The 24,351-nt window shown below is 71.1% G+C and carries 16 protein-coding genes; 4 read left to right on the top strand and 12 right to left on the bottom strand.

The genetic code is table 11. The features are described from left to right. Positions 1–14 precede the first annotated feature (14 nt). The 4 genes from K8640_RS34000 to K8640_RS34015 all read right to left on the bottom strand — a co-directional run bounded on the left by K8640_RS34000 (position 15) and on the right by K8640_RS34015 (position 8,139). Positions 15–3,188, bottom strand: a complete 3,174-nt coding sequence (locus K8640_RS34000) for an efflux RND transporter permease subunit (protein WP_223750875.1) — start codon at positions 3,186–3,188, stop codon at positions 15–17. 9 nt (positions 3,189–3,197) lie between these two features. Beyond that, positions 3,198–4,343, bottom strand: a complete 1,146-nt coding sequence (locus K8640_RS34005) for an efflux RND transporter periplasmic adaptor subunit (RefSeq protein WP_223750876.1) — start codon at positions 4,341–4,343, stop codon at positions 3,198–3,200. After that, the gene (locus K8640_RS34010; protein WP_223750877.1) at positions 4,331–5,929 is read right to left on the bottom strand and encodes a TolC family protein; all 1,599 of its coding nucleotides are present in this window, start codon (positions 5,927–5,929) and stop codon (positions 4,331–4,333) included. Before K8640_RS34010 ends, K8640_RS34005 begins: the two co-directional genes overlap by 13 nt. A 143-nt stretch (positions 5,930–6,072) precedes the next feature. Next, entirely contained in the window at positions 6,073–8,139 is a 2,067-nt protein-coding gene (locus tag K8640_RS34015) for a HEAT repeat domain-containing protein (RefSeq protein WP_223750878.1), read from the bottom strand. Between the two features lie 262 nt (positions 8,140–8,401). Between K8640_RS34015 and K8640_RS34020 the strand changes: the two genes are divergently transcribed. Both K8640_RS34020 and K8640_RS34025 read left to right on the top strand, forming a co-directional pair. Beyond that, positions 8,402–9,652: a hypothetical protein gene (locus K8640_RS34020; protein ID WP_223750879.1), complete on the top strand. Its 1,251-nt coding sequence runs from the start codon at positions 8,402–8,404 to the stop codon at positions 9,650–9,652. Between the two features lie 123 nt (positions 9,653–9,775). Continuing rightward, positions 9,776–10,612 carry an alpha/beta fold hydrolase gene (locus K8640_RS34025; protein WP_223750880.1) on the top strand — a complete coding sequence of 279 codons (837 nt, stop codon included), beginning with the start codon at positions 9,776–9,778 and terminating at the stop codon, positions 10,610–10,612. Positions 10,613–10,659: 47 nt separating this feature from the next. On the opposite strand, the gene K8640_RS34030 is transcribed toward K8640_RS34025, so the two are convergent. From K8640_RS34030 to K8640_RS34050, 5 genes are all read right to left on the bottom strand, one after another. Next, a complete protein-coding gene (locus K8640_RS34030; RefSeq protein ID WP_223750881.1) occupies positions 10,660–13,548 on the bottom strand; it encodes a HEAT repeat domain-containing protein in 2,889 nt (962 codons plus the stop codon). Further along, entirely contained in the window at positions 13,541–14,752 is a 1,212-nt protein-coding gene (locus tag K8640_RS34035) for a VWA domain-containing protein (protein WP_223750882.1), read from the bottom strand. Before K8640_RS34035 ends, K8640_RS34030 begins: the two co-directional genes overlap by 8 nt. Then, a complete protein-coding gene (locus K8640_RS34040; RefSeq protein WP_223750883.1) occupies positions 14,749–17,058 on the bottom strand; it encodes a DUF5682 family protein in 2,310 nt (769 codons plus the stop codon). The genes K8640_RS34035 and K8640_RS34040 overlap by 4 nt, the downstream gene beginning before the upstream one ends. Then, entirely contained in the window at positions 17,058–18,143 is a 1,086-nt protein-coding gene (locus tag K8640_RS34045) for an AAA family ATPase (protein ID WP_223750884.1), read from the bottom strand. The genes K8640_RS34040 and K8640_RS34045 overlap by 1 nt, the downstream gene beginning before the upstream one ends. Positions 18,144–18,236: 93 nt before the next feature. Then, positions 18,237–18,707, bottom strand: coding sequence for a hypothetical protein (locus tag K8640_RS34050; RefSeq protein WP_223750885.1), 471 nt, complete (start codon positions 18,705–18,707; stop codon positions 18,237–18,239). 174 nt (positions 18,708–18,881) lie between these two features. Between K8640_RS34050 and K8640_RS34055 the strand changes: the two genes are divergently transcribed. Further along, complete coding sequence (locus K8640_RS34055) at positions 18,882–19,856, top strand: NADP-dependent oxidoreductase (RefSeq protein ID WP_223750886.1); 975 nt, start codon at positions 18,882–18,884, stop codon at positions 19,854–19,856. 70 nt (positions 19,857–19,926) lie between these two features. On the opposite strand, the gene K8640_RS34060 is transcribed toward K8640_RS34055, so the two are convergent. Further along, a complete protein-coding gene (locus K8640_RS34060) occupies positions 19,927–20,952 on the bottom strand; it encodes a linear amide C-N hydrolase (protein ID WP_223750887.1) in 1,026 nt (341 codons plus the stop codon). Between the two features lie 260 nt (positions 20,953–21,212). Between K8640_RS34060 and K8640_RS34065 the strand changes: the two genes are divergently transcribed. Then, positions 21,213–22,079 carry a GNAT family N-acetyltransferase gene (locus K8640_RS34065; RefSeq protein ID WP_223750888.1) on the top strand — a complete coding sequence of 289 codons (867 nt, stop codon included), beginning with the start codon at positions 21,213–21,215 and terminating at the stop codon, positions 22,077–22,079. 180 nt (positions 22,080–22,259) lie between these two features. Here the strand turns inward: K8640_RS34065 and K8640_RS34070 are convergent, their stop codons facing one another. Both K8640_RS34070 and K8640_RS34075 read right to left on the bottom strand, forming a co-directional pair. Next, positions 22,260–22,616 (bottom strand): DUSAM domain-containing protein, encoded by a 357-nt coding sequence (locus K8640_RS34070; RefSeq protein ID WP_223750889.1) that lies wholly within the window; start codon positions 22,614–22,616, stop codon positions 22,260–22,262. 532 nt (positions 22,617–23,148) lie between these two features. Next, positions 23,149–24,159 carry an AraC family transcriptional regulator gene (locus K8640_RS34075; RefSeq protein WP_223750890.1) on the bottom strand — a complete coding sequence of 337 codons (1,011 nt, stop codon included), beginning with the start codon at positions 24,157–24,159 and terminating at the stop codon, positions 23,149–23,151. Positions 24,160–24,351 lie beyond the last annotated feature (192 nt).

Here is a 24,351-nt window from a genome sequence, read left to right on the forward strand (position 1 = left end):
CCCCGCCATGGACATCAGGCGGGCTGCGGTCGGGGCGGCTCCGAGGGCGGCGGTGTGCCTCCGCCTGGAGGTCGTGCGTGCTCGTGCCGCTTGAGCAGCCGCGAGCGCGCGGACTCCACCACCGCGTACAGCACGGGGATGAAGATGAGGTTGACGAACGTGGACAGCAACATGCCGCCGAACACGGTGGTGCCCAGCGACTTGCGCGCCGCCGCGCCCGCGCCCGACGCGAGCACCAGCGGCACCACGCCCATCAGGAACGCGAAGGACGTCATCAGGATGGGCCGCAGGCGCGTGCGCGCCGACTCAATCGCGGAGTCCACCACGCTGCGGCCCTCGTGGCGCAGCTGCTCGGCGAACTCGACGATGAGGATGGCGTTCTTGCTCGCCAGGCCCACGAGCATGACCAGCCCCACCTGGCAGAACACGTCGTTCTGCAGGCCGCGCGCGTTCTGGAACGCGAGCGCCCCCAGCATGGCCACCGGCACGCCCAGCAGGATGACGAACGGTAGCGCGAAGCTCTCGTACTGCGCGGAGAGCACCAGGAACACGAAGACGATGCCCAGCCCGAAGATGAGCAGCACGCGCCCTCCTGCCTCCTTCTGCTCCAGCGACAGCCCCGTCCACTCGAAGGTGTAGCCCTCCGGCAGCACGTCGCGCGCCGCGGCCTCCATGGCCTCCAGCGCCTGACCGCTGCTGGCGCCCGGCGCCGCCTGCCCGTTGATCTCCGCGGCGCGGTACAGGTTGTAGTGCTGGATGTTCTGCGCGCTGGTGATGGGCTTGATGCGCACCAGCGCCTCCAGCGGAACCATGTTCCCGGTGGCCGAACGGACGTACAGCGCGCCGATGTCCTTGGGCTCGTTGCGGAAGGGCATGGCCGCCTGCACGTACACCCGGTACACGCGGCTGGCGAAGGTGAAGTCGTTGACGTACTGGCTGCCCAGGTACACCTGCAGCGTGGCGAACAACGCGTCCAGCGGCACGCCCAGGGACAGCGCCTTCTCGCGGTCCACCTGGACGTCGAGCAGCGGCGTGTTGGCGGTGAACGACGAGAACACGCCGCGCAGGATGGAGGCCTGGTTGGCCTTGCCCACCAGCTTCTCCGTGGTGCTGGCCAGGTCCGACAGCGAGCGGCCACCTTGCTGGTCCTCGAGCACGAACTCGAAGCCGCCCACGCTGCCCACTCCGCGGATGGCGGGCGGCTGGAAGGGCAGCACGCGCGCCCCGCCGATGCCGAGCAGCGGACCGCGCAGCCGCTCCACGAGCCCCGCCACGCTCTCCTCCTGCTTCTTCCTCTCGTCCCACGGGCGCAGGTTGACGAAGAGGGTGCCGTAGTTGGCGCCGGTGCCCAGGAGCGAGAAGCCGCCCACGGTGAAGGTGCCCGTCACCTCCGGCTGCTTGCGGATGATGTCCTCCGTCTGCAGCAGCACCCGCCGCGTGTAGTCCAGCGAGGTGCCCTCCGGGCCCTGCACCGCGATGATGAGGTAGCCCTGGTCCTCGTCCGGGATGAAGCCCGAGGGCGTGGCGCGGTACACCCACGCGGTGCCCAAGAGGCACAGGGCGAAGACGATGATGACCGGCCACTTCCACGGGCCGATGAGCTTGTGGAGCAGCCGCCCGTAGCCGTCGCGGAAGCGGTCCAGGCCCTGGTCGAACTTGCGGAAGAACAGCCACTTCTGGCCCTCGTGCGGACGCAGCAGCCGGGCGCACAGCGCGGGCGACAGCGTGAGCGCCACCAGCGCGGAGAGGCTGATGGAGAAGGCGAGGGTGAGTGCGAACTGGCGGTAGATGGCGCCGGTGGTGCCGGGGAAGAACGACACCGGGACGAACACCGCGGAGAGCACCAGGGCGATGGCCACCACGGCGCCGGCCACCTGGCGCATGCCCCGCTCGGTGGCCTCGCGCGGGCTGAAGCCCTCCTCCATGGTGCGCTCCACGTTCTCGATGACGACGATGGCGTCGTCCACGACGAGACCCGTCGCCAGCGTCAGGCCGAACAGGGTGAGCGTGTTGAGCGAGAAGCCGAAGGCGCTGACGAACATGAACGTGCCGATGAGCGACACCGGCAGCGTGGTGGCCACCACCAGCACGCTCCTCCAGCCGTGCAGGAAGATGAAGATGACCAGCACGACCAGGAGCACCGCCTCGCCCAGCGTGACGAGCACCTCTTCAATCGACGCCTCCACCGCCGCGGTGGTGTCGAACGCCGTCGCGTACTCCAGGCCCGGCGGGAAGTTGCGCTTGAGCCGCTGGAGCTCCTGGACCACGCCGTCGCGCACCTCCAGCGCGTTGGAGCCCGGCAGCTGGAAGATGCCCAGGCCCACGGCGTCGCGGCCGTTGAAGCGCAAGAGCTGCGCGTAGTTCTCCGCGCCCAGCTCCACCCGGCCCACGTCCCGCACGCGCACCAGCGAGCCGTCCTGGCCCCGCTGCACGACGATGGCGCCGAACTGCTCCGCGGTGGCGAGCTGCCCCTGCACGCGCAGGGTGAACTGGTAGTTCTGTCCCGGCGGCGCGGGCTCCTGGCCCACCTGCCCGGCGCCCACCTGCACGTTCTGCGCGCTCAGGGCCGCGACGACGTCGGAGGCGCCCAGCTTGCGCCTCGCCAGCTCCGAGGGGTCCAGCCACAGGCGCATGGCCAAGCGCCGCTCGCCGAAGATGCGCACGTCGCCCACGCCCTTCACGCGCAGGATGGCGTCGCGGATGTACACGTCCGCGTAGTTGCTCAGGAAGCCCGTGTCATAGCGGTCCTGCGCGTCGAACAGGCCGAAGGCCATGAGCAGCTGCGTCTGCGCCTTGTTGACGGTGATTCCCAGTGCGTTGACGGCCGCGGGCAATTGCGGCGACGCGGTGGAGACGCGGTTCTGCACGTCCACCGCGGCGATGTCCAAATCCCGGTCCTGCTCGAAGGTGACGGTGATGCTGCTCTGCCCGGTGTTGCTGCTGGTGGAGGAGATGTAGCGCATCCCCTGCACGCCGTTGAGCTGGCGCTCGAGCACCGTGGTGACGGCGCTCTCCACCGTCTCCGCGGACGCGCCGATGTAGTTGGCCGTCACCTGGACCTCGGGCAGCGACAGGTCCGGGTACTGCTCAATCGGCAGGCCGGGGATGGTGATGGCCCCGACGAGCGTGATGAGGATGGACAGCACGCTGGCGAAGATGGGCCTTCGGATGAAGAAGTCGGTGAACATGCCGTGCCCTCACTGCCCCGCGTCGGAGGCGCCGCCGACGCCCTGGTCCTCGGGCTTCGCGGGCATGGGCTTGATGGGCTGGCCATCCCTCAACAGCTGCAGGCCGCTCACGACCACCTGAGTGCCCCCGTCCAATCCTCCCGTCACCTCGTAGTCGTTGCCCGTCACGTCGCCCACCTCCAGCGGCGTGCGCTTCGCCACCGTGCCGCCGTCGGCGGACGCCACCACGTACACGAAGGACTGGCTGCTGATTTGAGTCACCGCCACCGTGGGCACGGTGAGCGCCTCGCGCGCCTCGTACACCAGCCGCGCGCGCACCAGCTCCCCGGCGCGCAGCCCCACGGTGTTGTCGAACGCGGCCTTCACCTCCACCAGCTGCGTCGTCGCGCTGGGCGTGGGCGCCACGAAGAACACGGGCGCGGACACCCGCACGTTCCCCTTCTCGTCCAGCACCTCCACCGGCGTCCTGCCCACCCGGACGACGCGCGCCCGGTCCACCGGCACCTGCACGGAGACCTCCAGCGCCTTGCTCTGGTCCAGTGACGTGAGCTGCGATTGGGGCGTGACGTAGTCGCCCACCTTCACCGGGATGTCGCCGACCACGCCCGCGAAGGGCGCGCTCACCTCGTAGAAGCCCAGCTGCACCTGCTGCGACTGGATTTGCGCTTCAATCGCCCGCGCGCTCGCCTCCGCCTGCTGCGCCTGCGCCACCGCCTGCTCGTAGTCCTGACGGCTCTGCAGTCCTTCCTTGAGCAGCTGCGCGCTGCGCTCGCGGGTGCGCCGGGCGAACTCGCGCTGGGCCAGCGCGGAGGCCTTCTGCGCCTTCGTGGCGCGCAGCCCCGCCTCTTCGCGGCGCGGGTCGACGACGAGCAGCACCTCGCCCTTCTGCACGCGGGTGCCGGGCCGCACCGGTATCGCCTGCACGTAGCCGGCGACCTGGGGATACACGCTGATGCTGCTGCGCGAGATGAGCGCGCCCACGTACTCGGCGGCGTCCTGCACCTCGTTGGGGGAGAGCGCCTGCACCTGCACGGGCATCACCGTGCCCGCGGCGGCCTGTCCCGCCTGCGGTCCGTCTTCCTTGCCCGAGCCCTTGCACCCCGAGAGCGTCAGGAGCATCGCGCCCGCCGCGCCCCATGTCCTCACCAGTCGCATGCCGCCTCCGCCAGGAACGCCTCGACGCGCGCCTGCTCCAACTCGAACTCGCGCACCACCAGGGCCAGCTCGGCCTGCCGCAGCGCCGCGGCCGTCTGGATGAGCTCCAGGCTGGTGCCGGTGCCCACCTCGAAGCTGCGCCGGGTGAGCCGGTCGTTCTCCTCGGCCAGCCGCTGCTCCTGCGACGAGATGTCCCGCGACGCCTGGGTGACCTCCACGCCGCGCCGCGCCCTGGCCACCTCCACCGTGACGGAGCGCTCCAGCTCCACCACCTGCTGGCGCGCCACCTCCGCCTCCGCGCGGGACTGCCTCAGCCGCCCCTCGCGCGCGCCGCCGTCCCAGAAGGGCAGCAGCAGGCTGGCGCCGATGTTCCAGATGGGGACGTTCACCACGTCGTCCTCCACCGTGAGCGCAATCGTCGTGCTCGTCAGCGAGAGCGACGGCGCGTACTGCGCCTTCACCGCGCTGACCTGTCGCTCGGCCACGGTGTGCCGCGAGCGCGCCGCCGCCAGGTCCGAGCGCCCGTCCACCGCCTCCAGCTGGCGACAGTCCTTCCTCGCGCCTCGCAGCAGGTCCTCCACGCTCACGCCCTTGGCCAGCCCCACCGCCTGGGGCATGCCCAGCGCCAGGCCGAGCCCCTCTCTTGCCTGCCTCAGGTTCTCGTCCCCGGTGACGACCAGGGCCCGCGCCGCCTCGGCGTCCTGCTGCACGCGCACCACGTCCAGCCGCGTGCCGGCGCCCAGCTCCAACCGCCGCTCCGCCAGGGCCAGCCGCTCCAGCGCGGTGCGCAGGTTGACGCGGTTGACCTCGGCCAGCCGCTCCTGCGCGGCCACCTGCACCAGCGCGCGGGCCAGCGCTCCGCTGAGCTGACGCCGGGTCTCCGCCAGGGACAGCGTCGCGGCGCGCTGGGCCTCACGGGCGACGCGGCGCGCGCCGATGGCCTGGAAGTCGAGCAACGGCATGGACGCGGAGAGGAAGCCCACGACGGGCGGCTGCGTGGGCCGGAGGCCGTCTCCGTCGCCGGTGCCTCCGCCGACGCCGCCGCCGATGCCACCGCCCACGCCGCCCCCCGCGCCGCCGCCGATGAACGTCGTCGCGTCCGGGTCCAGCACGTTGTACTGCACGCCCACGGTGCCGGTGACGGTGGGCAAGAGCCCCGCCAGCGCGATGCGCGCCTGTCCCGCGGCGGACTCCACCTGGGCCAGCGCCGTCCTCAAGTCCGTGGAGCGCTGCCGCACCAGCTCCAGCGCCTCGTCCCAGGACTTCATCTGGATGGGCGCGGGCGGCACCGGCGTCAGGAGCGGGTCCGACACCTCGGGCTGCGGAGGCTGGGGTGAGTCGTCACCCGAGGGGCCGGGCCCGGGCGTGCTCGGCGCCTGTGAGGGCGCGCCGGGATTCCGGGGCGGCGTCTGTTGTCCCTGGGCGGACGGCGGCTTCGCGGGGCCCTGGGCGGGCAGCACCCGGGGCACGCGCTGGCGCGGCTGCGTCCGCTGTCGCACGGCGGGGCGTGGCCGGGCCTGGGCGAGCAACACGCCCGGCTCGGAGCCAGGGTGCGAAAGCAGGAGGACGAGCAGCAGGGCGTTCATATCGGGTGCCCTGAGGTAGGGGAGGCACCCGATACCGGCCACGTACCGTGGGGCGAGGCCCCTCCTGCCGGACAGAACCGGCGAGTGCCTGCTCAACAGTGGATGGAGCGGCGGGAGGCTTCGTCCGCGAGCGGTCCCGCGCCTCAGCGTCCTTGTTGGAGCATGGACAGACGTTGCTTCGCCGCGCGGCTCTGCGGGTCGAAGCGCAGCGCCTCCTCCAGGCGCTCGCGGCCCCGCTCCACCTGTCCCTGCACGACATAGACATCGGCCAGACGGATGAGGGCGTCGGGGTTGTAGGGCTGCAGGTCCAACGCCTTCTCGAACTCGCGCACCGCGGTGGTCAGGTCCTTGCGGCGCACCGCGAGCTGCGCGAGCAACAGGTGCGGCTGCACCAGCCCGGACGTCTCCGGCTTGGAGGCCAGCGCCTCCACGGCGGACAGGCCGCGAGCGTCACCGAAGCTCGCGAGCGTCACCGCCGCCGCCTGACGGACCCAGAGAGACTCCGTCTGGAGCAGGGCGGCCAGGTCCTCGCTGGCCTCGCGTGCGTTCACCAGGCTCAGCGCCTCGATGACGTCCGTGCGCAGCTGGCTGTCCTGGGTGCTCTTGAGCGCGGCGCGCAGGGCGGGGATGGCCTCGCGCTTGTAGCGACGCACCAGCACCTTCGCCGCCGCGCCGCGCAGGGACGGGGCTTCGTTCGCATCCGCGAGCGTGGCCTCCAGCGCGGGGCGCCCCGTCTGGGCGGTCTTGTCGTCGAAGGCGTCCGCGAGCCGGAGGCGGCGCTCCTGTCGCTTCGCGGCGGCCGGCCACAGCTTCGTCATCGCCTGGGCCATGGCCTCCGGCGTCTGCTTCGTGTGGCAGGTGTTGCACGCGTTGGGGATGTTGTGGCGCGTGGTGTTCTGGGGCGCGGGGACGTCCAGCGCGTGGTCCGCGAACTTGTCGAGCACGCCGGAGACGACGGGAGGCATGTGACAGGCCAGGCAGTCCTGCGCCTCGCGCGAGGTGTGGCGCGCGTGCTGGGCGGCCCGGGCGAAGAGGTCCGCGTGGCACTGCTGACAGGTGGCCGAGCCGACGGAGACCTTCGTCTGGGACTTGTCCGGGAGGTTCAGCTCGTTGGGGGCGTTGGGCTCGTGCGGCGCGGTGTGGCAGGTGAGGCAGGTGGCGCCGCCCTTGAGATGACACGCGGACTGGATGAGGGCCTGGTACTCGAAGCTGGAGGTGCTGGGGCGGCCGTCGGTGAAGTAGTCGCCGGAGCGCTCGTTGCCGAGGAAGACGACGATGGGCTGGTAGAAGTCCTCGTAGCGCTGGCCGGGCTGGTAGCGGTGCGTGGTGTCGAGGATGGGGAAGAGCGGACGGCGCGGGCCGTGGCACTGCGCGCACACGGCGAAGCCCAACTCGTGGGACAGCTTGGACGGCTGGACGATGTCCTTGGGTTCCTGCGTGTCGGCGTGGCGCGCGCCCGGGCCGTGGCAGCTCTCGCACGCGACGCCCGCGTCGGTGAAGGCGGTGGTCCACGTGTGCTGGTCGCGGTCATAGCGCGCGTCGAGGCCGGTGACGTGACAGTCCAGGCACGCGTGCTGCGCGCTGCGGCGGAAGTTGGTCCAGAAGAACGGGTGCTCGGGCGTGAGCGCGCCCTGCTTGGTCTCCGAGTAGTCCACCCATTCGCCCTTGCCGGTGACGTGGTAGTAGACGGGCAGCACCTGCCAGCGTCCGTCGGGCATCACCGCGACGGGGTCCTGCATGCGCTTGCCGCCGATGACCCACTCCACGGGGAACTCGGCGAGCTGTCCGTCCGAGCCCTTGGTGCGCATGAAGTGGCGCTCGCCGTCGCGGCGCATCCACGCCTCGCTGGAGTCGCCCTTGAAGTGCGTGCGCTTCGCGTAGTCGCCCACCACGAACTCGCGCGTCCCGGGGGACAACGCGCGCGCGTGCCAGTCCTTGCCCCACGCGGCGTGCTCGTCCTCGTGGCACTCGCCGCACGCCTCCGAGCCCGCGTAGACACCGCGCGCGGGATGCGCGTCCTTCACCGCGGTGGGCGTCGCGCTCGCCTGGACCGCGGGGGCCAGGGTGGGGGTGGCGGTGGGCGTCGCGGCCCGGGGCACGGGAGCCGGGGCCGACGAGCCCGGTGAGCGCAGCGCGAGGGTGATGCCCGCGGCGGTGCCGAGCAGCGCGAGGAAGACGAGGACGAGCAGGACGGGACGGGCGGGGCGCATGGCGGGGCGGAGCCGTGAGCCTGCCCTTCGCGCCCTGTCATGACAAGCCGGGCTCCCGGGGATGGCGGGGCTTGGCCGCCCTCCTGGGTCGGGAGCTCCGGCGGTGGATGGGCCGGCGCACGGGTGCTGTCAGTGGATTGCTCCTGCAGCCTGGCTGCTGGGTTTGTCTTCACCAGGGACGATGTTTGACTTCTCTCGTGGGTGCCCGTTTCGTCCCGGGCAGGGTTGACCCTGGCTCACCGCGAGGGGAGGCTCGGGGGCGATGCTCAAGCTCCAGTGGCTCCAGGTCCACCGTTTCCGCGCCGTGAAGCCCGGCACGCGGCTGTCGTTCAGCCCGTCCTTCAACGTGCTGCTGGGACGCAACGGCACGGGGAAGACGCTGCTGCTGGACCTGGTCGCCGCCGTGGCCAGCTCGGACTTCACCACGCTCGCGGCGGAGCCGTTCGACCTGGAGTACGCGCTCGCCGCGGACACCGGCCACATCACCGTGCGGGTCCGCAACGAGCCGGTGCCTCCCCAGAGCGGGCCCGTGGCGGCCGGGCTCTTCATGGACATCGTCGTCTCGCCGCGCGACATGGCCTGGCCGCTGGTCATCCGCCGCGAGGGACTCCAGGTCACCGTCTCGCGCGAGGACGACGCGTCGCTCGTCGTGCAGGAGCGCCTGGCGCCGGAGGTCGCCGGCCGCCTGTGGCTGGTGCTCATGTCCGGAGGCATCGCCTGGGTGGAGAAGACCGGCGAGGGGTCCGCCACCGTGGAGCCGCTGCTCGCCATGGCGCGCGAGGTGTCCGCGCTCGCGGGGCTGAGCCGCTTCGACGAGGGGCTCGCGTACTTCGAGCAGCTCTACCAGGTCGAGCTGCGCCTCTCGCGGCGCGCGGAAGGTGTGCTGGCCACCGGCATGGGGCTCGCGTCCGAGGCGCTCCTGGATGGCCTGCGCCGGCTCGCGGCCGCCCAGTGGGGCTCCCCGCGCTATGTCGTCCCCTCGGACGCGGTGCCCTTCCTGCGCGACGCGGCCAGGCTGCTGGGCTTCACCTCCGCGGAGGCGGTGCTCGTGCCCGTGGAGGCCCCGCCCGAGGGCAAGTACGAGTCGCTGACGCTCGGTGGGCTGGAGCTGGACTTCCTGGGCCCCGCGGGGACGCGCGTGTCGGCGCGGCACCTGGGCCATGGCCAGAAGCGGCTCCTGGCGCTCCAGCACTACCTGGCCCGGGCGCGCGCGGTGGTGGTCGCCGACGAGGTGGCCCACTCGCTCCACCCGCAGCTGGTGCGGGCCAGCGTGGAGCCCCTGAAGGGCCGGCAGAGCTTCTTCACCAGCCAGAGCCCGGGCCTGATGGACCTCTTGTCCTTCGACTCGGCGGACCAGGTGCGCTCGAGCCTGGTGCTGTGCCGCCGCGACGAGGCCACCGGCCTCTTGTCCTGGGAGAACCCGTCCCCGGAGGCCGCCGAGCGCCTGTTCACCGCCACCACCGCCACGCCCGGCCAGCTGGGCACGCTGCTGCAGACGCAGGGGCTCTGGTAACCCCGGGACGCCCGCACGCACGCCGGGCGTCCGCGAGTCGACAGCCGGCGCAACGCGGCAAGACTGTTGCCATGTCGCGTCACGCCCTGGCCTATCCTGCTCGCAGGTGGGGAGGGAACCGCGATGCCGATGCTGTCCGTGAATGGAACCGAGTTGCATTACGAAGATACGGGTGGCTCGGGCGAGCCCATCCTCTTCAGCCATGGGCTCCTGTGGAGCACGCGGCTGTTCGACCCGCAGGTGGACGCGCTGCGAGGGCGCTACCGGTGCATCGCGTATGACCACCGGGGGCAGGGCCGCAGCGCCGTGCCGGACGTCAGCGCCATCGACATGGAGACGCTGTACCTGGACGCGGTGGGGCTGTTGGAGCAGTTGGACGTGGGGCCGTGCCACTTCGTCGGCCTGTCGATGGGCGGCTTCATCGGGATGCGCATCGCGGCGCGGCGGCCGGAGCTGTTGCGCTCGTTGACCTTGATGGAGACGTCCGCGGACCCGGAGCCGCTGGCCAACGTGCCGCGCTACACGCTGCTCAACCTCATCGCCCGGCTGGCCGGCCTGCGCCCGGTGGTGGACCCGGTGATGCGCATCATGTTCGGTCGCAACTTCCTGACGGACCCGAACCGCGCCGAGGAGCGGGCGCTGTGGCGGGCGCGCCTGTTGGAGAACCGCCGCGACATCTGGCGCGCGGTCAACGGGGTGATTCGTCGCAACGCGGTGTCGCACGAGGTGCCGAGCATCCGCGTGCCCACGCTCATCGTGGTGGGCGAGGAGGACGTGGCCACCGTCCCGGCGAAGGCCGAGCGGCTCCACCAGCTCATCCCCGGCTCGAAGCTGGCGCGGCTGCCGCGAGGCGGGCACTCGTCCACGGTGGAGGAGCCCGCGCTCGTCAACGCGGCGCTCGGCTCCTTCCTGGAGTCGCTGGAGCGCCCGCACGTGTCGCCTCGCGTGGGACTGGGCTGAGACGAGCCTCCGCTCGCCGCGACTGGCTCGCGGCGAGCGGGCCTGCCTCACCCCTTCAACCCGAGCAGCTTCTTCGCCGTGCGCGACAGGTCCTTGTCCATCGCGGCCTCGGGGATGTCGAGCAGGGCCGTCGCCACCACCTTCCCCGCGCCGTGCGTGTTCTCGCCGGCGAGCTTCAGGTACGTGCCGAAGCGGGCGAGCCGCTCGGGGTGCGAGCGCGCCACCTCCACCCGGGCGAGCAGCGCCTGGGACAGCGCCGCCTTCGGGAACTTCTCGAACAGATTTCGCAGCGCCTGTCGCTCCATCGCCTCCGGCCGCGTCTCCGCCAGGCGCACGGCCGGCTCGAGCATCGCCAGCCCGAAGGTCTTCAGCGCGGTGGACACCACGTTGGGCTTCCAGCCGTCCACGAACGCGCAGAGCAGCGCCTCCGCCCCGCGCACGTCCCCGAGCACCCCCAGGGCATACACGGCCGCCTTCGCCCCCTCGTCGTCCGTGTCGCGCTCCTCCACGGCGTGGACGAAGCGGTCCAGCACCTCGGTGTCCCCCAGCCACGCGAGCGCCATGGCCGCGCGACGTCGCACGTCCTGCGACGCGTCTCCGTAGAACACCTGCCGCAGCACCGGCCACGCCTGCGTCAGTCCCAGGCCCTCCAGTTGGTCCACCGCCGCTTGTCGGCCCTCGCGGTTCGACTCCGTCAGCGCGCGCTGCGCGAAGGGCCGCAGCCGCTCCTGCCGCTCGCGTGCGAGGCGCGCCACCGCCTCCGGCCCCTTCTCCCGCGCCTGCACGTCGTCGAGCACCTCGCGCACATAGAGCCCGAGCCCGCTGTCATGCCGCCTGCGCGACAGGCCCTCCAACCACACCCGCGCCTCGGGTCCACCCAACTGCCCCAGCACCTGGACGGCCGTGCGATGCACCCGGTGGCTGTGATGCTCGGCCAGGGCGCGCTTCACCACCTCCAGCGCCCGCTCCCGGGGACAGGCCGTCACCGCGCGCACCACGAAGGTGCTCGCCGCGCCGTCGCTCCACGCGGGATACAGCGACTCCAGCAGCGTGTCCGTGCCCAGGCCCGCGTAGTGGTGCGCGGCGTGCGCCGCGGCCTCGTAGCGCGTCAGCTCCCCGCGAGCGCGCCTCCTCAAGGCCTCGCCCGGAAGCAGCGGCGTCTCGGGCTTGCGGATGCGGATGCTCGGGTGCGTGGGCACCGGCTCCAGCGCGCCCGCCTCCACCTGCACCGCGCCCGCCAGCCGCACCAGGGCGATGCCCAGCACCTGGTACACCTTGATGAAGTCCTCCAGCCGCTCCGCGGGGTCCGCACGCCGCGCCAGCGCCTCCAGGAGCGCCCCGGGCTTCTCCAACCCCAGCTCCCGCAGCCGCGCCACCAGGGGCTCCACCGCGCGAGGCGACACCGAGGGCAGCCCGTTCGAGAACCGCTCCGCCAGCTCGTCGCGCACCTCCGCCAACGCGATGGCCGCCGGGGACGCGCCCGCCGCGCGCGCCGCCTCCGCCCAACCTCCGCGTGGCACCGCGACTGGCGCCTCGACCCGCGCGCTCCGCCGTCCGCGCCGAGGCTCCTCGGGTGACTCCTGCTGTCCCAGGCCGCGCAGCTCCAGGCCCTCGGAGGTCTCCACCAGGACCGCGAGCGGGAACAGCGTGGGCAGCGCGGCCTCCAGCCCCACGTTGCCCAGCACCACCTTCAGCGTGGCCCCCTCCAGGGCCGCGGACAGGGGCTCGTCGAGCCGCGTGTCCGCCGGGAGGAACAGCCCCCGGTCTCCGGAGTCCACGAGCTGCGAGCGCTGCCCGCTCGCCAGCAGCGTCTGCACCCGCAGCGCCACCGGGAACAGCTCCGGCGCGAACACGTCCTTGCGGTGCTCCTGGAAGGCCGCCAGCGCCGCGCCCACGTCCGGCAGCGCCACCTCGATGAGCCGCCGCAGCGCCGCGCCGCCCAGGTCCCGCGTCTTCTCCGCGCCCTCCAGGTCCAGCCGCACGGGCGCGAAGCCGGGATACCGGCCGCCCTTCGCGCCCTCCAGCACCGTGCCCGCGTGACTGCGCTTGGGCTCCACGCTGCGCAGGAACGCGGGGAGGATCTGCTTCTCCGCGTAGTGCGCACCCGTGCCCAGGTCGATGAAGCGGCTCTCGCGGATGACGAAGTTGTCGGGCGTGGAGCGCGTGGTGAACGCGTACTCCAGCAACCGCAGCCCCTCGACGGGCGCGCGGTCCTTCTTCGTCCACGTCTTGCCGATGAGCTCCTCGACGTAGCGGTCCTCCAGCGCCTCGCCGCCCAGGTGCTTCTCCACCTTGCGCGCGGTGAGCAGCATGTCCGCCATCAAGTCCGTGAAGACGGGAGGCTCGAACGCCCCGGTGCGCGCCGCCGCCTGCTCCAAGAGCCCCGCCACCTCCACCGCGCGCGCCGCGAGCCTGCGCAGCCCGTTCGCGCGCAGCGCCTCGCCCAGCGCGCGCACCTGCGCGGCCCGGTCCTCGGACAACGCGGCCACCCCGGACAGTCCCAGCTCGCGCACCAGCGTGGACACCTGCGCCACGCCGGACCTCATCAGCTCGGCCGTCTGCGTCTTGCCCTTCTTCACGCTCTTCTTCGCGGGGCCGCCCGCGCCCGTGGGCGCCGTGTCGGTGGTGACGAAGGCGTCGGGCGCGCGAGACCACGCCACCAGCAGCGCCGCCGCGTGCTTGCAGAACGGCCGCGAGCGCGCCGCCATGCACGAGCACTTCCCCTTCACCTCGTGCCCGTCGCCGAACACCAGGGACACCTTGTACGGCGAGGCCCCGGAGCCCGACGCGTCCGCGAACAGCCGGTTCTCGAAGCGCGACAGGTGCGTGAGCTGCTTGTCGTCGAAGATGCGCGCGCCCTTCGACAGCTCGTCGCGGTCGCGGATGATGTCCGTCAGGGCCCCCATGCCCGGGGCCAGCCTTCGCACCTCAACCATGGCGAGTCTCCTTGTCGGCGTCGAGCAGGGACGTCAGGTCCTGGTTCCGCATCACCCGCTCCACCACGTCCACGAGCCTGCGAGGCGTGCACCCGAAGCACGGGATGCCCATCGCGGTGAGCTTCTCCGCCATCACCGGGTCGTACGAGGGCCTGCCCCCGTCCGACAGCGCCAGCAGGCACAGCACCTTCGCCCGCGAGTCCACCAGCTGCCGCAGCCGCGCCACCAGCTCCTGGGCGTCGCCGCCCTCGCACAAGTCGGTAATCAGGATGAAGAGCGTCTTCTCCGGGCGCTCCACGTAATGCGTCTGCGCATATGCCACCGCCCGGTTGATGTCCGTGCCTCCGCCGAGCTGCGCGCTGAAGAGCACCTCCACCGGGTCCGACAGCACGGGCGTCATGTCGACCACCTCGGTGTCGAACAGGATGAGCCGCGTGCGCAGCACCTCCAGCGACGCGAAGATGGCCGCCATCACCGAGCTGTACACCACGCTCTCCGCCATGGAGCCGGACTGGTCCACCACCAGCGTCACGTCCCACTCGTGGTGACGGCGCTGGTTGGGCCAGAAGTAGAAGCGCTCGGGGACGAGCCGCCGGTGCTCCGCGTCCCAGCCCTTCAGGTTCTGGCGAATCGTGCGCTTCCAGTCGATGTTGCGCGCAATCGGCAGCGGGCTCGTCCTGTCGCGCCTCAGCGCGCCGAACACCGCCGTGCGCACGGTGGACTCCAGCTTCTCGCGCAGTTGGTCCACCACCTCGCGGACGATCTGCCGCGCGAGCGCCTTGGCGTCCTCGGGGATGAGGCCGCGCGCGCTCACCAGCGTCGTCACCAGCTCCACGTTCTTCTCGAGGAAGGGCAGCGTCTCCGGCTCGAACAGGAGCTGCGTGAGGCCCTTCTTCTCGATGGCGTCCTTCTGGACGAGGGCAATCACGTCGTCGCGGAAGAAGCCGCGCAGCGCGCCCAGCCACTCGGGGATGTACGGCCGCGAGCCGGACGCTCCCGCGCTCTTCTCGCCGTAGACGAAGGACAGCGCGTCATCGAGCGCCTCCAGCTCCGTCTCACCCACGCCCACCGCGCTCGCGCCGGCGCCCAGCGCGTGCAGCGACGGACAGCTGCCCGTCTTCTCCGCGGCGGGGCCCAGCGCGAGCCGCCAGCGCAGGAGCGCCTCGCGGTCCTCTGGTGCCAGCTCCTTGGGGTCCATGCTCATAGCAGGTCATCCAGGTCGGCGAGCGCCTTGCCCAGCTCGGCGCTCATGTCCTTGAGCTTCTCGGTGTCCTTCTCCGCGAGAATCGTCTTCGCGGCCCGGCCCTTGTCTCCGAGCTGCCGCACCGCGACGACGTTCTCCAGGAGGTAGCGGCGCTCGGTGGGACCGAGCACGCCCAGTGCCCTCCTCAATACCGGGAGGGTCTGACGGAAGCGCTCGGGGTCCACGCTCGACAGGAACGCATCCAGCGCCCGCACCACCTCGCGGTTCTTCACCAGCACCAGCGCGTTGACGCGCAGGAAGCCCTCCAGCCACGACGCGCCCGCCTCGGGCTCCACCGCCAGCGACAAGCGCAGCCCCACCTCGCGAGCGACCTCCGACTCACTCAGCTCCTCGGCCAGGTACAACAGGCCGGTGGCCAGCCCCGACGTGGCCGGATGCACGACGGTGCTCGACATCAACCCGCGCGCTTCGGTGAGCCAGCCGGCCTTGTCCGCCAGGGGCTGCGCGAGCGCCACCTCGTGCAGCGTCCTCAGCGCCCCCATCACCGAGGGCACGGTGTCCTGGGTGCAGGCGCACGCATCGGACACGCGCAAGAGCGCGCGAGCGAAGGTCTTCTGGCACAGCGCCGCCACGGCCTCGTCGCCCAGCGCCGAATGGGTCCGCGAGGTGCCATAGGCCACGAGCCCCGACAGCGCCCGCGAGGCCGAGGCGAGCGAGGGCAGGTCCGCGTCCGTGGTCGCGTGGCCGTCACAGGCACGCAGGGCGGAGGCCATCGTCTGCGGGCAGCCGGTGATGACGGACTCCAGCAGCACCGCCGCCGCCGCGCCCGTGGACTTCGCGAGGGCCAGCTGGTCCTGGAGGACGCGCGTCGTCACCGCCTCGAGCGAGTCGCCGAGGACGATCTTCTCCACCAGCGCCACATCGGTGGACGGCGTCCACTGTGCCTGCCAGGACTCGCGCACGCGCGTCAGCGCGGCCTGTCCCCCCGCCTCCTGCGCCGTGGCCTTCTGCTGACCCGTGGCGGCGAGGCCCGCGTAGGGGATGCCCACCACGCGCAGGCGATGAAGGAAGATGGAGGAGCCGACCTCCACGGGGTTGTTCAGCCGCAGGGTGAAGGTCTCCGCGCTGTCGGTGCTCGGCAGTCGGCGTGACTCGACCTCGCGCCAGAACTCCGCCTGCAGCGAGTTGCGGCCGATGCGGCTGGCCACCCGGCCCACCTGATGTCCGACGACGCTCTTCCACAGGAAGTCGTCGACGTGGGTCGCGTCTCCCCGGCACAGCGTGGCCACGGTGGCCTCGCGCAGCTCGTCCAGGCCGGGCGCGCTCTTCTCGCGCAGGTCCGCGAGCGTCACCGCGAGCCGGTAGGCCTCCAGCACGTCGGACAGCGACGCGGTGAAGCCGCGCATGCGCAGGTGTCCCGCGAAGTCGATGAGCACCTCCAGCGTGGCGCGGCGGAAGTCGCACTGGGCCTCGTGGGCCTTCTGGTAGAAGTGCGGCGCGCGGTTGCCGGCGCCGTAGCCGAGCTGCTCGGACAGGCGCGGGAAGCTGTAGGGAATCACCGTCACCGCGCAGGGCACGGCGGTCGGGAGCTTCGCCTCCAGCGTCGGGTCCACGTCCCGGGCCAGGAAGGCCGCCACATGGGCCGCGCCCGCCACCACGGCGATGCGCTCCGGAGGCACGCCGCTCGCGATGACCTCCAACACCTGGCGCGCCATGAAGGCATCACGCCAGCGGTGGTAGTCCGGCCGGGACCCCGCGTTGAGCACGTCCGCCCACGCGAGCAGCACGGGGCGGAAGCCGTCGGGCGTCCAGTCAGGAGCCTCGAACATCGCCTCCCACAGCTCCTCGAACGAGCGATAGCCGCGCTCGCGGGCGAAGCGCTCGGTGAGCGGTTCCTCCATGCGCGCGCACGTGGACTCCGCGTCCTCCGAGGGCTCACCGTCGAGAGACACGGCTTCCACGTGACGGTCCACGCCCAGGCTGACGCCGACGGGGATGTCGATGAAGCGGGCGCGAGCGCCGTGGGCCTTCGCCCAGCGCAGGGCGGCGTATTCGGGCGAGTAGTCCGCGAAGGGCCACAGCGCGGAGCCCGGGGTGTCGTCGGTGCGGTAGCCGAGCAGGGCGATGGGCGGCTTCGTCTCCGCGTCGCACAGCACGTCCACCAGCTCCGAGGCATCGCAAGGGCCCTCGATGAGGACGACCTGGGGCTTCACGTGGTCGAGCCAGCGCGTGAGCACGGCGGTGGTGCGCGGCGAGTGGTGGCGCACGGGGAACAGGTGGGCGCCCAGGAGCAGGTCCAGGTCCATCAGCCCCTCAGGAGCTTCTTGCTGGCGGAGTACAGCTCCTTCCACGCGCCGGGGCGGCCCTTGGCCACGGTCTCCATGTACTCGCGCAGGGCCTTCACGTCGTCGGCCTGCTCCTTCACCACCGCGCCCACGAGCGAGGCGGCCAGTTCCTGCGCGGTGACCTTCCCGCCGCCGAACTGCTGCGCGAGGATGGAGCTGTTGAAGAGGACGCTGATGGCCTCCGCGGTGGAGAGCACGGCGCCCGGGGTGCGGACCTTCGTCTTGCCGTCCTTCGTCACGCCCTCGCGCAGCTCCTGGAAGAGCGTGAGCAGCAGGCGTGACAGCTCCTCGGTGGGCGGCACGCCGACCTGATAGTCATTGCGCAGCTCGGCCTCGCGCTTCGTGACGATTTGAATCTCCTGCTCCAGGTCGTCGACGATGGGGACGGTGACGAAGTTGAAGCGGCGCTTGAGGGCGGCGCTCATCTCGTTGACGCCGCGGTCGCGGGTGTTGGCGGTGGCGATGAGGTTGAAGCCGCGCTGGGCGCTGACGACCTCGCCGAGCTCCGGGATGGAGACCTGCTTCTCGGAGAGGAGGGAGATGAGGGCGTCCTGAATCTCCGGCGAGGTGCGCGTCACCTCCTCGAAGCGGGCGAACTTGCCGGTGCGCATGGCGCGCAGGACGGGGGAGGGGACCAGGGCCTCGGGGGTGGGGCCCTGCGCGAGCAGCAGGGCGTAGTTCCACGAGTACTTGAGGTGGTCCTCGCTGGTGCCGGCGGTGCCCTGGACGATGAGGGCGGAGGTGCCGCTGATGGCGGCGGAGAGGTGTTCGGAGAGCCAGCTCTTCGCGGTGCCGGGCTCGCCGACGAGCATCAGCGCGCGGTCGGACGCGAGCGTGGCGATGCAGACCTGGATGAGGCCCCGGTCGCCCACGTACTTGGGTGTAATCGTGACGCCACCCACGGGCTTGGGGCTCCCGAGGATGTAGGCCTCCACGGCGCGAGGCGACAGGGCCCACCCGGGAGGGCGGGGTTTGTCGTCGTGCGCGGCGAGGGCTTCCAGCTCACTGCTGAACTTCGCTTCGGCGGGCAGTCGGATGTCCGGCATGCGTGAAAGCTACCGGCCCGGTCTGACACGCCACGCTCCGTCAGGTTGTCTCGTCTGTGACTCGAAAACCCACCTCCCGGGGCGTCCGCCCGCTCACTCCGCGCAGGGGAACGCGGTGTCCAGCGTGCGAGTCCCCTGCACCCCGGGGCCCGTCAGCGTGGCCACCACCTTCACGGTGGACGCGCACTGATACGTCAGCAGGAACGGCACCACCGTGACGCCGCCCTCCGCGAGCACGTGAAGCTCGCGCGTCTGCGCCGTCTTCCACGCGCGGCGCGAACCGGCCTCCGACTCCTCCTTCGGCGCGCTCGCCGTGAGCTTCAGCCGCAGCGGCTTGTCGCCCTCGTACGTGCCCTTCACCTTCACCAGCAGCACCGCGTCCACGTTCATCCCATACGGGTCGGAGGCCTCGTCCACCGCGACGAGGGCCCCCTTCGCCCGGTCGAACACGCGCAGCTCCACGCCCTCCAGCGTCACCGCCGGCGCGCTCGCGCTCCCCGCCATGGACGGCACCCACAGGACTCCCCCCAGCAACAACGCGCGCAGCTTCGTTCGCGGCGACATCCTCGCCTCCCAGGCTCACGACAGCGTGTCCGGCCACTGTACGTCAGCCCGCCCCCTCTCGCGCCCGGTCGGCGGCCGTGTGGACATGCCCTGGCCCGTCGCTTCGTCGCTCGCTCTGCATTCCCACAAGGCCGTGCCCAGCCTGCGAAAGAAACCCCATCCCTGGAGACGCCCATGAACCCCTCCATCCCCTCCCAGATGAAGGCCGCCGCCATCGACCGTTTCGGCGGTCCCGAGGTGCTCGACACGCGCACCATCCCCGTTCCCCAGGTCGGTCCCGGTGAAGTGCTCATCCAGGTCGAGACCGCGGGCATCGGCCAGTGGGACCCCTCCGAGCGTGCGGGCGAGATGGAGGGCTACAAGCCGGGCAAGACGTCCTTCCCCCACGTCCTCGGCACGGATGGCTGCGGCACCGTCGCCGCCGTGGGGGACGGCGTGAAGAACCTGAAGGTCGGCGACAAGGTCTACGCCTTCGGCTTCCTCAACGACAAGGGCGGCTTCTACGCCGAATACACCGCGGTGAAGGCCAGCGACACCGCGCCCATCCCCAAGGGATTGAGCGCGGAGCAGGCGGGCGTCCTGGCGGCGGATGGCATCACCGCCCTGCAAGGCGTGGAGGACACGCTGAAGGTCGGCAAGGGCACCACGCTGCTCGTCTACGGCGCGAGCGGCGGCGTGGGACACCTCGCGGTGCAGCTGGCGAAGCGGCTCGGCGCGCGCGTGCTCGCGGTGGCCTCCGGCTCCGACGGCGTGGAGCTCTTGAAGAAGCTCGGCGCGGACAAGGTCGTGGACGGCCGCGCGGATGACGTCGTGAAGGCCGCGCGCGAGTTCGCGCCGGACGGCATCGACGCGGCGCTGGTGCTCGCGGGCGGCGACAAGACGAACCAGGCGCTCTCCTGCGTGAAGTCCGGAGGCCACATCGCCTACCCCAACGGCGTCGAGCCCGAGCCCAAGGGCAACGACGGCGTCAAGGTCTCCAGCTACAACGGCGAGGCCAACTCCCAGGTGCTCGCGCGGCTCAACAGCCTCATCGAGTCCGGCCCCTTCCACGTCGAGGTCTCCCAGGTCTTCCGCCTGGACGAGGCCCGCGACGCGCACGAGGCCGTGGGCAAGCACCACCTGGGCAAGCTCGCGCTGCGCATCCACTGACGCGCCACACCCCGGGCCCCGCTTCCACGCGCGGGAAGCGGGGCCCGATTTCGTCACACGGGACGCGACGTCAGCGCGTCAGCTTGTCCGTGATGTCGATGGACGTGGGGCTCGAGGGCACGGCGAAGGTCTTCCCGTTGGCGGCCTGGAAGTCGAGCGACCTCAAGTTCACCGAGTAGACGAGCGGGTCCTGGTAGAGCCGCACGTTGAGGACGTTGTGGGTGAGGTCCTTCACCACGGTCCACTGGGTGTAGTCGTCCTCTTCCTTCTGGGTGTTCTCGTTGAGGGCGCGCACGGTGCCTCGCGGGATGTCCACCGTGTTGAGCAGGTGGAAGGCGAGCGTGGTGGCCTCGGCGGCGTTGGCGACGGGGCGCGCGAAGTTCTTGAGGTACGTGGTGCGCACGAAGCGGGACGGAGGCATCGGGTCTCCGGGCAGCCCGCGCAGGCCGCTGCCGTGGCCGGGCTGCGCGAAGCTCTGGCTGCCCAGCTCCACCTTCTTCGCGTCCCACGGGGACAGGCCCACGTACTCGCGCAGGTTCTTCAGCTGGAACGGGAAGGGCGGCGCGTTGGTGAGCACGGCGACGGGGTTGTCGTGCAGGTGCATCACGCCGTCGAGGAACTCCACCACCAGGCTGTTGCCCTGGGCGTCATGGATGGGGAAGTGCAGCGGCAGGTACTGCGCCAGCCAGTCCGACTCCCAGACCTGGGCCTCGCCCTTCTCGAGCGCCCCGCGCACCTCCGCGACGGTGGAGAAGTTCCCCAGCACCCAGCCGGCGAAGAACGCCAGCGACAGCGCCTTCGAGTTGTCGGTGACCTTCGGGTAGCGCGAGTCCGGCAGCCACAGGCACCCGGTGGAGAGCCCCTCCGTGTTCAGGCCATCGACGATGAAGGGCACGTCGCCCTTTCCGGTGAGGCCCACGTAGCCATACCTGGACGTCCAGGACAGGCCGTTGGTGAGTCCCGAGGGCGAGGGCGAGGCGAACCTCGAGCCCGCGGCCCTGACGAGCAGCTTGGAGTCGAGGTCGACGCCGAACTCCATGCTGCGTCCATTGACCACGCTCTTATCCGAGGCGACGACGAGGAAGTCGGTGCACATGCCAGGCTCCTTGCGTGAGGTGGGGGAAACAGGGGTGACGCGGGCGGCCCTTGTGCACCGCTCGCGCCACGCACGCTCCTGTCAGCGAATCCGCGCGGTTGAAATCGCGCCCCGGTCGCGCTCCGGGTCCGCGTGTCGCCTACTGCACGCGAGCCGCCCGCAAGCCGCGTTCAGGCGGGAGACACCCGCGTCCGGCGCGGACGCGATGCGCGTGAACGGGCGGTTTCGGACACAGGGACATTCGTGCTGTGGTGCCCGCCATGTCGACCTCCCGAGTCGTGGTCATCGACCAGCATGCTCCCTCGCTGCAGACCGCCTTCTGCGACTACGTGCCCCGGGTCTTCCGCACCGTGGACTTCAGGCGCTGGTGCGAGTGGGGCGAGTGGACCGACGACTACCGCGCGTTCAGCATCCTCGAGGACGGGCGCGTGGTGGCGAACGCGTCGGTGATGCGCATGTGCCTGCGCGTGGAGGGCCGCGACGTCACCGGCTATCAACTGGGCGCGGTGGGCTGTGTCCCCGAGCGCCGGGGGCACGGCCTCGCGCGCGTGGCGATGGAGGCGGCGCTGGAGGCCTGCGGCGACGCGCCGGTGATTCTGTTCGCGAACAAGACGGTGCTCGATTTCTATCCACGCTTCGGCTTCGCGCCACGAGCACAAAGCCTGTTCGGCGTGGACCTCCAGGTGACACCGTCGGCCGAGCCCGCGCCGACGCTGGAGCTGGCGGACCCCACGGTCCGTCAGGGATTGAGGACGCTCGCGAGGGAGGGCACGCCGCTGACGGAGCGCTTCGGCGCGCGGCGCCACGCGCGCATCGCGAGCTGGTACGCGGCGGCGAACTTCGCGAGGCCGCTGCGCCAACTGCGCGAGGACGCGTGGGTCTTCGCGAGCGTGGAGGACGGCGTGCTCCACCTCGACGACGTCTTCGCGGCCGAGGTGTTCGACCTGCGTCCATACCTGGGCCGACTGGTGGCCGAGCCCGTGAAGCAGGTCCGGTTCGGCTTCACGCCGGAGCGCTGGTGGCCGGACGCGCGCGTGCTCGGCGAGGACGACGACGCGGACCTGTTCGTGCGAGGGCTGTACTTGCCCGAGGGACCGGACCGCTTCCCGGTGATGGCGCGGACCTGATGCGGGCTCGCGGTTCTCTTCCCTGAACACCCAGTCACTTGATTGGCTCAGGGGGCACCGAGCCTTGTCTCGTTCGGCATGTGCTTCTTGGGTGGTGCTTTTCGAAGCGGCAAGGGTCGGAGGGTTCGGTGGGTCGAGCAACTGCACCGCACTCGCACCGGGGCGCGGCACGGCGGGCATTCACATGTCGTCGAGTTGGCCTTGCGCTATTTCTCGGTAGAGCGGCACGACTTCGACGGCGAGCACGTCTCGCATTTCCTGGCGGGCGCTGTCGTAGTCGCCTGTCTCCTGGTGGCGGTACATCCGATGGAGCGCATCGCCCAGCCGGTTGGACCCTTCGGTAATGCGCCGTGAGCATTCGCGCAGGACCGCTAGCGCGCCTTCCTGGGTCTCCACCTCGGCTTCGGCGAGTGCGACTTCATGCGCCGTGCGTCGCAGCAGGTCGCGTACCTCCTCGGTGAGCGGAAGCATTTCGCCGTCGCGAAGAACGCGCCGTGCAAGCGCGCGAAAAGGGGTCCAGTCGAGCTGTGTTTCCATGGTCATCGCCCCTTCTTGGGGCGACAGAGGTCGAAGGGCCATTCGTGGTCCCCAGTGCAACGCTCGAAGCATGCAAAGCAGCTCCCCTTCTGGTCTGCCCAGTTTTGATTCTCACAGTCCCCATACAGCCGGATACACCGGTTCTTCCACTCGGGCAGGCGCGAGTCCTCGACGTAGTCGTTCACCTTGGTTCCGGAGCTGGTGACAGTACCGGCTGCTTCCGCGGCGGCGGCCATGAGGGCGGCGGCTTCCGAGGCCGTGAATCCACAAGCTTCCGGGCCCCGGCGCTGGATGCAGCACGTCTCGGAGTCCATGCACGTTGCCTGGGCGTACAGGTCGCGAGGACTCGCAGAGGCGGCTCCCGTGTGGGCTCCAGTCGCGCACCCAGCGAGGGCTACGCCCGAGAGCGAGAGGAGGAACCCTCCAGTCCACCTTGTCATGGCGGGGACTGTATTGGGGGGCTGCAGTGCAGTCCATGCCCGGAGGTGGCGCCGGGGCCGGGGCACCATTGGCACGCATCACGCAAACTGGCTCACGTCCCCGAGCGCGCGCCGAAGCGGCTGGGCGGCTGTCCCGTCCACCGACGGAAGGCGCGGGTGAACGTGCTCACGTCGGAGAAGCCGAGCAGGTACGCGATTTCGCTCACCGAGCGCCCGGGCTCGGAGAGATAGGACAGGGCCAGCGTGCGGCGCGTCTCCGCGAGCAGCTCGCGAAAGCCCGAGCCCGATTCCACCAGCTTGCGCTGCAGGCTGCGCGAGCTCATGTGCAGCCGCTCCGCCACCTTCTCCTGGGACGGCTCGCCCTGGGGCATCAGCTCCAGCAGCATCGCGCGCACCCGCGTCACCAGGTCCTGCCCCGCGTGCCTCGCCAGGTGCCGGGTGATGAGCTCGTCGTTGATGCGCGCCAGCTCCGGGTTCGCCCCCGGAAGCGTCACCTCGAACGGCGCCCGCTCGTACACCAGCACGTCCGCGTTGGCCCCGAACGTCACCTTGCACCGGAACAGCTTCTCGTACGGCCGCAGGTCCGAGGGCGCCTGCCGGCGCAGCAGCACCTCGCGCGGCGACAGCTCCCGCGTGTAGACGACCCGGCAGAAGCGCACCAGCAGGTACGCCACCGCGTCCGTCTCCTCCTCGCACAGGTGCGGCCCGTCGCCGCCGTCGAAGAGGATCACCTGATAGCAGTCCCCATCCCGCGTGAAGGCCGGCCGCAGCGCGTCCGACACCAGCGCCACCGCGTGCACCAGCCGCTCGAACGCCTCGCGCAGCGTGCTGGACGCGTTGAGCCGGTAGCCCACCGCGTGGAACGTCGTCGGGCTCACCTGCCGCGCCATCTCCAGCCCGATGGCCGGGTCCCCCGAGCTCTCCACCGCCAGCCGCCACAGCCGCGTCAGCCCCTCCTGCGGATAGCGCGCGTTGGCGTCACCGAGCAGCCCCGGATTCAACCCGGCCTTCACGAACAACCCGTGGGAGTCCAGGCCACGCAGCTCCAGCGTGCGATGGAGCGCGAGGGCCCAGCTCGTCAACATGGTCGCCGGAGAGCTCATGTTGTCGCCTTCGGCCAAGGGAATTGGCGCAATGGGGCAAGCGGTCCAGGGCCGCTAAGCGATACCTTGGCTTCCTCGGAATCCTGCCATGTCGGAGGTGAGGATGCTCAATCCCGCATCAGTGTGTCCTCTTGGTAACGCATTGCATCATGTCTGTCTGTAGACCAGTCCGAGCGTAGCCGTTCAAGGGCT

Source organism: Myxococcus sp. XM-1-1-1 (assembly GCF_020037095.1).
Lineage (GTDB): Bacteria > Myxococcota > Myxococcia > Myxococcales > Myxococcaceae > Myxococcus > Myxococcus fulvus.

Excerpts from the sequence above, each read along its gene's own strand:
- K8640_RS34015 (WP_223750878.1), bottom strand. The coding sequence starts at position 8,139 with ATGCGCCCCGCCCGTCCCGTCCTGCTCGTCCTCGTCTTCCTCGCGCTG.
- K8640_RS34045 (WP_223750884.1), bottom strand. The coding sequence starts at position 18,143 with ATGCCGGACATCCGACTGCCCGCCGAAGCGAAGTTCAGCAGTGAGCTG.
- K8640_RS34050 (WP_223750885.1), bottom strand. The coding sequence starts at position 18,707 with ATGTCGCCGCGAACGAAGCTGCGCGCGTTGTTGCTGGGGGGAGTCCTG.
- K8640_RS34065 (WP_223750888.1), top strand. The coding sequence starts at position 21,213 with ATGTCGACCTCCCGAGTCGTGGTCATCGACCAGCATGCTCCCTCGCTG.
- K8640_RS34005 (WP_223750876.1), bottom strand. The coding sequence starts at position 4,343 with ATGCGACTGGTGAGGACATGGGGCGCGGCGGGCGCGATGCTCCTGACG.
- K8640_RS34055 (WP_223750886.1), top strand. The coding sequence starts at position 18,882 with ATGAACCCCTCCATCCCCTCCCAGATGAAGGCCGCCGCCATCGACCGT.
- K8640_RS34075 (WP_223750890.1), bottom strand. The coding sequence starts at position 24,159 with ATGAGCTCTCCGGCGACCATGTTGACGAGCTGGGCCCTCGCGCTCCAT.
- K8640_RS34060 (WP_223750887.1), bottom strand. The coding sequence starts at position 20,952 with ATGTGCACCGACTTCCTCGTCGTCGCCTCGGATAAGAGCGTGGTCAAT.
- K8640_RS34040 (WP_223750883.1), bottom strand. The coding sequence starts at position 17,058 with ATGGACCTGGACCTGCTCCTGGGCGCCCACCTGTTCCCCGTGCGCCAC.
- K8640_RS34025 (WP_223750880.1), top strand. The coding sequence starts at position 9,776 with ATGCCGATGCTGTCCGTGAATGGAACCGAGTTGCATTACGAAGATACG.
- K8640_RS34030 (WP_223750881.1), bottom strand. The coding sequence starts at position 13,548 with ATGGTTGAGGTGCGAAGGCTGGCCCCGGGCATGGGGGCCCTGACGGAC.
- K8640_RS34020 (WP_223750879.1), top strand. The coding sequence starts at position 8,402 with ATGCTCAAGCTCCAGTGGCTCCAGGTCCACCGTTTCCGCGCCGTGAAG.
- K8640_RS34010 (WP_223750877.1), bottom strand. The coding sequence starts at position 5,929 with ATGAACGCCCTGCTGCTCGTCCTCCTGCTTTCGCACCCTGGCTCCGAG.
- K8640_RS34035 (WP_223750882.1), bottom strand. The coding sequence starts at position 14,752 with ATGAGCATGGACCCCAAGGAGCTGGCACCAGAGGACCGCGAGGCGCTC.
- K8640_RS34070 (WP_223750889.1), bottom strand. The coding sequence starts at position 22,616 with ATGGAAACACAGCTCGACTGGACCCCTTTTCGCGCGCTTGCACGGCGC.
- K8640_RS34000 (WP_223750875.1), bottom strand. The coding sequence starts at position 3,188 with ATGTTCACCGACTTCTTCATCCGAAGGCCCATCTTCGCCAGCGTGCTG.